This window comes from Caloramator sp., assembly GCF_020054765.1.
Taxonomy (GTDB): Bacteria; Bacillota; Clostridia; order Clostridiales; family Caloramatoraceae; genus Thermobrachium; species Thermobrachium proteoclasticum.
On sequence record NZ_JAIHAO010000068.1, the window covers coordinates 1 to 10,570 of the forward strand.

Annotated in this window: 11 protein-coding genes and 1 tRNA gene; 1 reads left to right on the top strand and 11 read right to left on the bottom strand. The window is 33.0% G+C overall.

What is annotated here, in order from left to right:
* Positions 1-218: 218 nt before the first annotated feature.
* From JG776_RS12080 to rnhA, 11 genes are all read right to left on the bottom strand, one after another.
* Entirely contained in the window at positions 219-1,631 is a 1,413-nt protein-coding gene (locus JG776_RS12080) for an aminopeptidase (RefSeq protein ID WP_291967869.1), read from the bottom strand.
* A gap of 75 nt (positions 1,632-1,706) precedes the next feature.
* Entirely contained in the window at positions 1,707-2,258 is a 552-nt protein-coding gene (locus JG776_RS12085) for a 5-formyltetrahydrofolate cyclo-ligase (protein ID WP_291967871.1), read from the bottom strand.
* A 15-nt stretch (positions 2,259-2,273) separates the two neighbouring features.
* Entirely contained in the window at positions 2,274-2,528 is a 255-nt protein-coding gene (locus JG776_RS12090) for a DUF896 domain-containing protein (RefSeq protein ID WP_366934215.1), read from the bottom strand.
* Between the two features lie 4 nt (positions 2,529-2,532).
* Positions 2,533-3,174: a TVP38/TMEM64 family protein gene (locus JG776_RS12095; RefSeq protein WP_291967873.1), complete on the bottom strand. Its 642-nt coding sequence runs from the start codon at positions 3,172-3,174 to the stop codon at positions 2,533-2,535.
* A 14-nt stretch (positions 3,175-3,188) separates the two neighbouring features.
* The gene (gene thpR / locus JG776_RS12100; protein ID WP_291967875.1) at positions 3,189-3,737 is read right to left on the bottom strand and encodes an RNA 2',3'-cyclic phosphodiesterase; all 549 of its coding nucleotides are present in this window, start codon (positions 3,735-3,737) and stop codon (positions 3,189-3,191) included.
* Positions 3,738-3,854: 117 nt separating this feature from the next.
* Positions 3,855-4,829, bottom strand: a complete 975-nt coding sequence (glpX, locus tag JG776_RS12105; protein WP_291967877.1) for a class II fructose-bisphosphatase — start codon at positions 4,827-4,829, stop codon at positions 3,855-3,857.
* A 159-nt stretch (positions 4,830-4,988) separates the two neighbouring features.
* On the bottom strand, positions 4,989-5,351 hold the full coding sequence (locus JG776_RS12110; RefSeq protein ID WP_291967880.1) for a phage holin family protein: 363 nt from the start codon (positions 5,349-5,351) through the stop codon (positions 4,989-4,991).
* An 80-nt stretch (positions 5,352-5,431) separates the two neighbouring features.
* A tRNA-Glu gene (locus JG776_RS12115) sits at positions 5,432-5,506 on the bottom strand.
* 69 nt (positions 5,507-5,575) lie between these two features.
* Positions 5,576-6,001, bottom strand: a complete 426-nt coding sequence (locus JG776_RS12120) for a YaaR family protein (RefSeq protein ID WP_291967881.1) — start codon at positions 5,999-6,001, stop codon at positions 5,576-5,578.
* Between the two features lie 319 nt (positions 6,002-6,320).
* Entirely contained in the window at positions 6,321-7,889 is a 1,569-nt protein-coding gene (pckA, locus tag JG776_RS12125; RefSeq protein ID WP_291967883.1) for a phosphoenolpyruvate carboxykinase (ATP), read from the bottom strand.
* Positions 7,890-8,052: 163 nt separating this feature from the next.
* Positions 8,053-8,517, bottom strand: a complete 465-nt coding sequence (gene rnhA, locus JG776_RS12130; RefSeq protein ID WP_291967885.1) for a ribonuclease HI — start codon at positions 8,515-8,517, stop codon at positions 8,053-8,055.
* 113 nt (positions 8,518-8,630) lie between these two features.
* On the opposite strand from rnhA, the gene ftsH reads away from it, so the two are divergent.
* Positions 8,631-10,370, top strand: a complete 1,740-nt coding sequence (gene ftsH / locus JG776_RS12135) for an ATP-dependent zinc metalloprotease FtsH (protein ID WP_291967887.1) — start codon at positions 8,631-8,633, stop codon at positions 10,368-10,370.
* The last annotated feature ends 200 nt before the right edge of the window (positions 10,371-10,570 follow it).

Genomic DNA, 10,570 nt, shown 5'->3' on the forward strand with positions numbered 1-10,570 from the left:
TTTTCGACTTTGGAAAAGTCCGTAATTCGGCACAGGACGTGCCGAGCCGAGCGGCCATCAGGACGATGGCATCGCGAGGGTAGGACTTTTTCAAACAAATAAAAGCTTAGAATTGCTTAAGCCGTAGAACGAATACCAAAGAAATCCTTCATGGGGCTTATCAATACATAATTTTTTCAATAATCAGAGGGTGGTTTTAAACCACCCTCTGACTATTCTTATGCATTTAATAGGAATGCCTTATAAGCCCTATATGTTTCAAATATATCTGCTTTACTTGCTATTTCCCATGGTGCATGCATACTAAGTAGTGCAACACCACAGTCAACAACCTCCATTCCATACTCTGCTAAGATATATGCTATTGTTCCGCCGCCACCTTGGTCAACTTTACCTAATTCAGCTGTTTGCCATACAATACCATTGTCGTTGAATATATCTCTAACCTTACCCATAAATTCAGCATTTGCATCATTGCAGGAATATTTTCCTCTTGAACCTGTATACTTTGTTAAAACAATTCCCTTTCCAAGGTATGCAGCATTCTTCTTTTCAACAACACCAGGATAATTTGGATCAACACCGCAAGTTACATCCGATGAAAGCATACAAGAATTTGCAAGAGCTCTTCTTAATTTTAGCTCTGAATATTCTCCCTTAAGCTCCATAAGTTCTGCTACTACATTTTCAAAGAATCTTGAGTGCATTCCTGTTGCACCGTTGCTTCCTATTTCTTCTTTATCTACAAATAGTGCACAACAAGTCTTTTGTGGATTTTCTACTTCAAACATAGCTGCAAGTGAAGTAAATGCACAAATTCTGTCATCGTGTCCATAAGCCATAACCATACTTCTATCAAGGCCTACGTCCCTTGATTTACCTGCTGGAACTACTTCAAGCTCTGCTGTAACAAAATCCTCTTCAGTCATTCCATACTTTTCATTTAAAAGTCTTAATATGTTTAATTTAACTCTATCCTTTGCTTCTTTATCTTGTATTGGTATACTTCCTATTAATACATTTAAATCCTCACCTTCAATTCCATTGGCAAGTTTCTTTTCCATTTGATTTGCTGATAGATGTATTAGTAGATCACTTATATACACAACAGGATCGTTTTCATCTTCACCAATAACAACGTTTACAACTTCTCCACCCTTTTTAACTACAACACCATGGATTGCAAGTGGAATTGTAACCCATTGATATTTCTTGATTCCACCATAGTAGTGTGTTTCAAGCATTGCAAAGGCTTCATCTTCGTATAGTGCATTTGGCTTTAAATCTATTCTTGGTGAATCTATGTGTGAACCAACAATGTTAAATCCCTTCTCCATTGGTTCATTACCAACTACAAAAAGTGCAACTGCCTTATCCTTATTTACAGCGTAAACCTTATCGCCAGCATTTATCTTTTTACCCTGTGATATTAATTCGTTAAGATCAACAAATCCCTTCTCCTTTGCTCTTCTAACAATTTCATTACAAGCTTCACGTTCAGTCTTTGAAGCATCCATAAACTTCTTATAATCTTCACTAAAATCCATTACTTCCTTAAGATCGGCTTCTGTTAACTTATCCCAAACATATTCATATTTTTTAGTTAAGTTTTGTAATTCCTTTGTATCCATTTTTATGTACCCCCTTTTGGTAAACATTACAACATTATTCTATATTATTTTTAAAATTTTTTCAAATTTTTTTACTTATAATTTTAATATTCCCTCTTCACAGATTAAATAATCAATTTTTATATCGTGTTCATCCTTATAAACATCGTTAACTATTTGAAAATCGTAGCAAATTCCAGCCTTTACACCTTTAAAATCCTTTAAAAATCTATCATAATACCCTGCACCATATCCTAATCTATACCCATTTTTATCAAAGGCAACACCCGGGATAAAAATCAAATCTATATCCCTTTTATCTATAACTTCATAATACTTAGGCTCTAAAATTCCATATTCTCCCTTAGTCAATTCATCTATCTTATTTATTATACAAGGTATTAATTCAAATTGACTTTTTATTGTTTTTGGATATATTAATATTTTACCTTCTTTTAGAATCTCCTCTGCCAAAAATGAAGTCTCTACTTCATTTCTAAAGGAAGAATATATCATTATTGAATTTGAATTTAAAAATTTATCCCAATTTAATATATGATTTGTAATAGTTATACTTCTTTTTATAACTTCCTCTTTTGAAAGCTCATTTCTAATATTTATATATTTTTTTCTCAAAATACTTTTCATAAAACCACTACCTAATTAATGCTTATGCCCACAACCACAACCTCCGTGTTCATGTCCACAAGAACATCCTTTATTTTTCATTATTTCATCATATTCATCCTTATCCACTACTTTTATATTTTCAAGTTGAGCTCTTAAACTTTCCTTTACAGAATCAATATAAAGTCTTCTTAAATAGGCCTGTTCCTTCTTTTCTTCTTCTGTAAGTCCCTCCTGCTGTGATTTCCTGTAAAGTTCATTTATTCTCTGTATTTGCTCCTTAGTTATCATATAATCATCCTTTCTTTAAAACGTATTTATATATAATTGGTGTTATAGACGATATTATAACAAGAAACAATGCCAATTTAAATTTTGGACCTCTTATGTCCATAATTGAATTTCCTAAAAATGTATATATAAAGGCACCTGGAAGGCTTCCCAAAAATGTACCAAATACAAAATCTTTAAAATTTACGTTCATAAGTCCTGAAGCATAACTTACTGCATCAAAAGGAAATATAGGTATAAGTCTCAATGAAATTATATAAAAAAGACCTTCTTTTTTTATAAAACTATTTATATCTATTCTCTTTCTTTTTAAAATATCCTCTACAAACTCTCTACCAAAGTATTTAGCAATAAAATATGCTAATATACCACTTAAGGTAACACCGACACATGTAAGTAGTGTGCCAATTAAATTGCCAAATGTCAAGCCCGAAATTACTGCAAAAGTTCCAGCAGGAAGCAGAAAAACCGACCTAATAGTTGATAAAAGCAAAAAAATTGCTACTGCGTATCCCTTATAGGATAATAAAAAATTTCTAATATCCTCTGGATTTTTTATCATATTCAAAAGTTGTTTTCTATATAAAAGCACACCAATTACTATTAATAGTAACGAGACAAAAGAAAAGGCCCTTTTTAACCGCATATACTTCATCTCCATTATTTAAGATGAATTTCATAAATAGGGGTATATATTCTCTTACCATCCCTCTGTTCACTCTTCATTATAGTAACTCTGTCAAATACTATGTTATCTATTGAATATTCTTCAAATTTTTTCTGTAGATTCTCAAATTTGCTCTTTAAGATAACCTCCTGTGCAATGGTCACGTGTGGTGTAAATCTATTTTCAATCTTAAATCCATAGTTTGAAGTTATTTTATCTACCTCATCATATATCCCCTTAATCTTATCTAAGTCACCGTGGCATTTTAAATAAATTGTCTTAATAACATCTCCTCTTCCAAAACATCCTAATCCCTTTAAATATATATTAATCTTCTCTTTTCCCTTTATTTTTCTTAAAAGATCCTGATATATCAATCCAATCTTATTCTCTTCAACTTCTCCTAAAAACTTAATTGTCAAGTGAAAATTATCTATGTATTTAAACCTACCCTTTATACTTTCATTTCTTATTTTATTTTGTAATTCTGCTATTTTTTCCTTAGTCTCCCTGTTAAATTCAAAGGTTATAAAGGTACGCAATCACATCTACCTCCCTTAATATTATACTTTTTAGTATAATACATATTCCAAAAATAGTTAAGCCCAATAAACAAAAGTGTCGTAGATGGTTTAAGAAAACCTCTACGACACTTTTAATCACTCCTGTACCTTTATAAGACTCGTATCAAGCTTATGAATTGCATCAACAAATCTTAAAACTCCATTTGAGGACCTCATAACCACTGAATGAGTTGTGGCATAATTTTCTTTATAGATTATTCCCCTTAGCAAGTCGGAATCAGTTATTGCTGTTGCAGCAAAATATACATCATCTGATGTAATTAAATCATCCTGAGACAGAACTTTTTCAACATCCAAAAGCCCTGCTCTTTTGCACATTTCAATTTGTCTTTCATTTTCTGGCATAAGCTTAACCAATATTTCTCCTCCTAAACATTTTAATGCAGCTGCAGCAAGTACTCCCTCAGGTGCACCACCTATACCAACAAGCATATCAACCCCTGTCTCTTCAAAGGCTGTGGCAAGTGCTGCTGCAATATCACCTTCCCCAAATATTTTTACCCTTGCACCTACACTTCTTGCCTCTTCGATTAACTCCTTATGCCTTGGTCTATCCTGTATCATAACAGTCACTTCCTCAACATCTTTATTTAAAGCTTCAGCTACACATTTTATATTCTCAACTAAGCTTTTATTTAAATCTATACATCCCTTTGCTTTTGGCCCTACAGCCATCTTTTTCATATATATTTGAGGTGCTCTAAAAATCTTACCCTTTTCGCTTACAGCTACTGCTGAAATTGCATTAGGCCTTCCCTTTGCAACAAGTATTGAACCATCTAAAGGGTCTATTGCAACATCGTATTCCTTAAGCCCATCTTCCCAAGTTCCAACCTTTTCTCCTATGTACATTATAGGTTTTTTATCTAAATCACATTCTCCTATAACAACTCTACCCTTAATAGGTAGTAGATCAAAGGCATGCCTTACTCCATCTACTGCTGCCTTCTCTATTAAATCAACATCTCCCCTACCTAAAAGGTTTGAACAGGCTAGTGCTGCAGCCTCAGTAACTCTGACAATCCCCATAGCAATATCGTGATTTACCATAGCCTTACCTCCATATATAAAATTCACCATTATTATATCATTAATACGATTCATTTTCTATATTGTATAACTTATTTTGATAATTTAATTATTTATATCAACACATATTTTTATTTTTTATACACAAAAGAACCGTTTAGGGCATCCCTAAACGGTTCTTTAAAATACATCTGTTGGAATCAAGGCATCAAAGAGTCCAATAACAAGTGCTCCTATCAATGCACCAGCTATACTAACATATACACCTGCCACAAAGAATTGTGTAAGGTAAATAATAACTGCTGCAATAATAAAACCACTCAATCCCCTACCAAAGGGTGAAGCATCAATTTTAAACACTGTGCCTGCTAAATAATCAAGCAACGTAATCACAATTGATGCTAAAAATGCAGTCCAAAATCCTACTACTACAAATCCAGGTACTAAAAAACTTACTGCTAAAAGTACAACTGCATTTACAACAAACTTTAATAATGTACTTAAAATTCCTGCATTTTCTTCTCGTCTTATTTCTCTTGCCATTATAAAACCTCCCTTCAACACTATTTTTTCACCAAAAGGGAGATTTATTCATAAAAAAAGAACCCAAAATTGGGTTCTGCTGGTGACCCTATGGGGATTTGAACCCCAGCTACCGCCGTGAGAGGGCGGCGTCCTAACCACTAGACCATAGGGCCATCTTCTTTACATTATTTATTTTAGCATATTTTTATAATTTGTCAATATATTCTACAAATTCAATTTATTTATTTGTAAACATCTACAAGTAATCCCTTTATTTCCTCAATCTTATCTGCAAGCTCTATCGTCTCCCTCTGCTGTTCCAGAAGTTCCCTTGTTATAGCATCCACCTTTTCATTGATAATCTCAATTTTAATATGGAGACCATAGCTATATGGCCCAACCTCTCTTTTTAAAATATATGCATTTTTTACCACATAATTTAAATACTCCTGTACCTTTTTTCTATACTCCCTTGCATCCTCTACGCTTCTTGTTGCTATAAGCCTTTTACCTAACTTATCTATATCATTTAACATATTTTGTAAATTTTGCTCTGCTTGATCTTTATTTGCCAAATCTAATGCAGCTGAAAAGCTTGATGAAACAGATGCTTTTGCTATTTGTTTAGTTTCTGCAGAATTTGTTCTATTTATACGATTAACTCTCATATCATCACCCCAAATAATGTTTCTACAACATTATACAACAAATAATATAATAGTTGAAGGACATTCTTAAATAAAGGATGCCATAGGATTGTAAATTCCTATCAGACTGTTGAAAAAGTTATATATTGATTAGCCCCATGAAGGATTTCTTGGGCATCGGTTCATTTCGCCAAGCAATTCTAAGCTTTTCTTTGTTTGAAAAAGTCCTACCGCCTTTTGAAATCCTTTCATGGGGCTTTTTAAATTTAACTAACAATTATGTTTGTCAACAAGTTGATAGGATTATAAATTCCCATGAAACATTTTGCTAATAAATACTCTATGCCCAAAGTTCCTTTTCTACTTTATCTTCCTCTTCCCTTTGGAATCTCTTAAAGTTTTCTCTAAATCTTTCTTCCAATTCTTTTGCATATCTAATATATTCATCCTTATCCTTCCAAGTGTTTATAGGATTTAAAATCTCCTCAGGCACACCATCTATATATGATGGCATATTAAGTTTGAAAATTGGATGAACAACATATTCAACATTATCAAGCTCTCCATTTATAGCTGCCTCAACCATTCTTCTTGTGTATTTTAAATTTATTCTATTGCCAACACCATAGGGACCACCGCTCCAACCAGTATTTACCAAGAATGCCATAACATCGTATTGTTCTATTTTTTCTCCAAGCATTTTTGCATATTTCAATGGGGATAGCGGCATAAACGGTTCTCCAAAGCACGCTGAAAAGGTAGCCTTAGGCTCCTTTATTCCTCTTTCTGTACCCGCCAATTTGCTTGTATATCCTGACATAAAGTGATACATAGCCTGCTCTTTAGTAAGTTTAGAAATAGGTGGAAGAACACCAAAGGCATCTGCTGTTAAAAATATTATTGTCTTTGGATGTCCACTTTTTCCAGACTTTAAGGCATTATCTATGTAGTCAATTGGATAGCCTGCCCTTGTATTTTCTGTAAGTGAAGAATCATTGTAATCTGGAACTCTATTTTCATTTAAAACAACATTCTCAAGTACTGTACCAAACTTTATTGCATTATAAATCTGTGGTTCCTTACCCTTATCTAATCCAATACACTTTGCATAACATCCGCCCTCAAAATTAAATACACCCTCAGTTGACCAGCCGTGCTCATCATCTCCTATTAAATATCTATTTCCATCTGCTGAAAGAGTTGTTTTACCCGTTCCTGAAAGTCCAAAAAATAGTGCCACGTCACCATCTTTACCAACATTTGCAGAACAATGCATAGGTAAGACATTTCTTTGAGGTAGTAGATAATTCATAACAGAAAATACAGACTTTTTAATTTCACCACAATACATAGTTCCGCCTATAATTACAACCCTTTTTTCAAAATTTATAATAACAAAGGCCTCAGAATTTGTACCATCAACCTCTGGAATTGCCTTAAAGTATGGGGCTGCAATTACAGTAAAATCCGGTTCAAAATCTTTTAAATCATCTTTTCTTATAAATAACTGATGAACAAATAAATTTTGAACAGCCATTTCATTTATAAATCTTACCTTTATTCCAAATCTCTCATCCGCACCGGCATAGCCATCAAAAACATATAAATCTCTGTTTTCTAAATATGCCATAAGCCTTCCATATACTCTATTGAAAACATCTACTGAAATTGGTTTATTCACCTTACCCCAATAGATTAAATCGTGAACATCCTCAGTATCAACTATAAAACGATCCTCAGGAGACCTTCCTGTATATACTCCTGTAGTTATAGAAATTGCTCCAGTGTCTGAAAGAACTCCTTCATTTTTTGATACAGAATGTTCAACCAAATCACCAACAGAAAGATTATAAAATACATTTTTAGGATTGATTATACCTATTTTCTTTAAATAATCTAATAACTCCATATTCCTGCCCCCTAAATCATTATTCATTTTTATTTTACGCTTTTGCAGCAAAAATTGCAATATGGAGTTTGTAAATATTTTTTTCTTTCATTGTACGACATATATATTATTATTTGTATATCATATTTCTGCTTATTTCGACAATTTAGTAAATCATATTTGGTTATTTATTTAACATATTTACTTCGATTTCGTCCATAGCTAAGTTTGCAAGTTCATCACATCTGTTATTGTAGAAATCATCACTATGCCCCTTAACCTTAATAAACTCAACCTCGTGAATTTTAGTAAGCTCAATAAGTTTTTCCCACAGTTCCTTATTTTTCACTGGCTCCTTATTGCTGTTTTTCCATCCGTTTTTCTGCCACTTCTCTATCCATCCTTGATTAAAGGCATTTACAACATATGCTGAATCGCTATGAAGTTTAACCCTACATGGCTCCTTTAACATACTTAATGCATCTATAACTGCAGTAAGCTCCATTATATTATTTGTAGTCCTCTCAAAACCCTTTTTTATTTCTTTTATCTTATCCTTATAAATTAAAACGCATCCATAGCCTCCTACCGCCTGTTCGTTTCCATTTCCTCTGCATCCACCATCTGTATATATTGTTACTTCCTTCATATTAAAACCTCCATTCCTCAAATTAACAAGGTAATTCTCTACCATTTTATTTTACAAGATTAAAAATTGTGTGTATATTTATGTTATGTAAACTTATTTGAGAGGGGGATATAATGAATAAGCTCAAAAAAAAGAATATCATAATTCCAATAATTTTAGTATTATTTTTAATAACTATATCATTTTTATCATCTAAGAATACTAACTCCCAAACACAAATGATGTATAAAGACTTCATATCAGAAGTACAAAAGGGAAATGTTGCTGAAGTTTATATTACAAATAAAGAAACTATGCAATTTAAATTAAAGGACGGAAGAATTTTAACAACTGAAAATCCAAGAACACTAACCTTAAAGGAAAATCTACTAATAAATGGAGTTAAGGTTTATGAAAGAAGCATAAACCAAAGTTTAGAAACAGTAATTCTCGCAACCATCGTAGTCTCTCTAATTTCTGCTTTTATTTATTTAACAACAAAAAATTCAAAAAGTAAAGGGGGAGCCTTTAGGCTATCCAAGATAGAAACAGAAGCAGTAACAGAAACAGGCATTACCTTTGAGAATATTGCAGGAAACCAAGAAGCAAAGGAGAGCATAAAAGAATTAGTTGATTTTATAAAAACTCCAGAAAAATATGCAAAATTTAAAGCAAGAATGCCTCGTGGAGTAATCCTATATGGTCCTCCTGGAACAGGTAAGACATTAATTGCTAAAGCCCTTGCATCGGAAGCAAATGTTCCCTTCTTTGCTGTAAATGGTTCTGATTTTGTGCAAATTTATGTTGGTGTTGGTGCAGGAAGAATTAGAGACCTATTTAAAAAGGCAAAGGAAAAGGGAAAGGCAGTAATATTTATTGATGAAATTGATGCAATAGGTAAAAAGCGTTCGATGAGGGCAGATAGCGGTTCTGATGAAAGAGACCAGACTTTAAATGCACTTCTATCTGAAATGTCAGGTTTTAGCAGCAGCGATGGCATTGTTGTTATAGCTGCCACTAACAGACTTGATACTTTAGATGAAGCACTTTTAAGGCCTGGAAGATTCGATAGACATATTGAGGTAAACCTACCTGATGTTAAGGATAGGGAAAAGATATTGAATCTATATTTAAAGGACAAGCCACTTGCTGAAGATGTAGATATAAGTAAAATCGCCAAAACAACAGTATATTTTTCAGGTGCTAAACTTGAAAATCTTGTTAATGAAGCTGCTATAATTGCTGCAAAGGAAAACTCACCAAATATTACTATGGAACACCTTGATCGTGCACTTTCCATAGTAATTGCAGGTGCAGAAAAGAAGAATAAAGATGTAATTTCAGAGCTTGACAGAAAAATAACAGCATATCACGAAGCTGGACACGCTCTCATTTCAAAAATTACAGGAAACTCAAGCGTAAGAAAAATTACTATTATACCAAGCACAAAGGGTGCAGGTGGCTATACTTTAACAGTGCCAAAGGACACAAATTATCAAACTAAAAAAATGCTCCTTGACACTATAAAAATATATCTTGCGGGAAGAGCTGCTGAAGAAATCATATTTGGTAAGGATAATATAACAACAGGTGCTTCAAATGACATAAAGAAGGTAACAGAAATAATCATAAGTATGATTAAGGACTTTGGTATGTTTGAAACCTCCGGACTTCTGAGCTATTCTGTGATACAAGAAAATTCATATATTGATATGAAACAGATAGTAGATGCAGCAAATGATATTGTTAAAAAGCTGTATAATGAAGTTTTAGATATGTTAAATGAAAACATTGAAAAACTTCATAGGCTGTCAAATGAATTGTTAGAAAAAGAGACTATCTATGAAGAAGAAATTGATTATATTCTTCAATAAATTTAATTGATGTTAATTATGCCCCTTAATTTTATATTAAGGGCAGGCTGTTGAAAAAGTTAAATATTGATTAGCCCCATAAAGGATTTCTTTGGCATTCCTTCATTTCGCTAAGCAATTCTAAGCTTTTCTTTGTTTGAAAAAGTCCTACCCTCGCGATGCCATCGTCCTGATGGCCGCTCGGCTCGGCACGTCCTGTG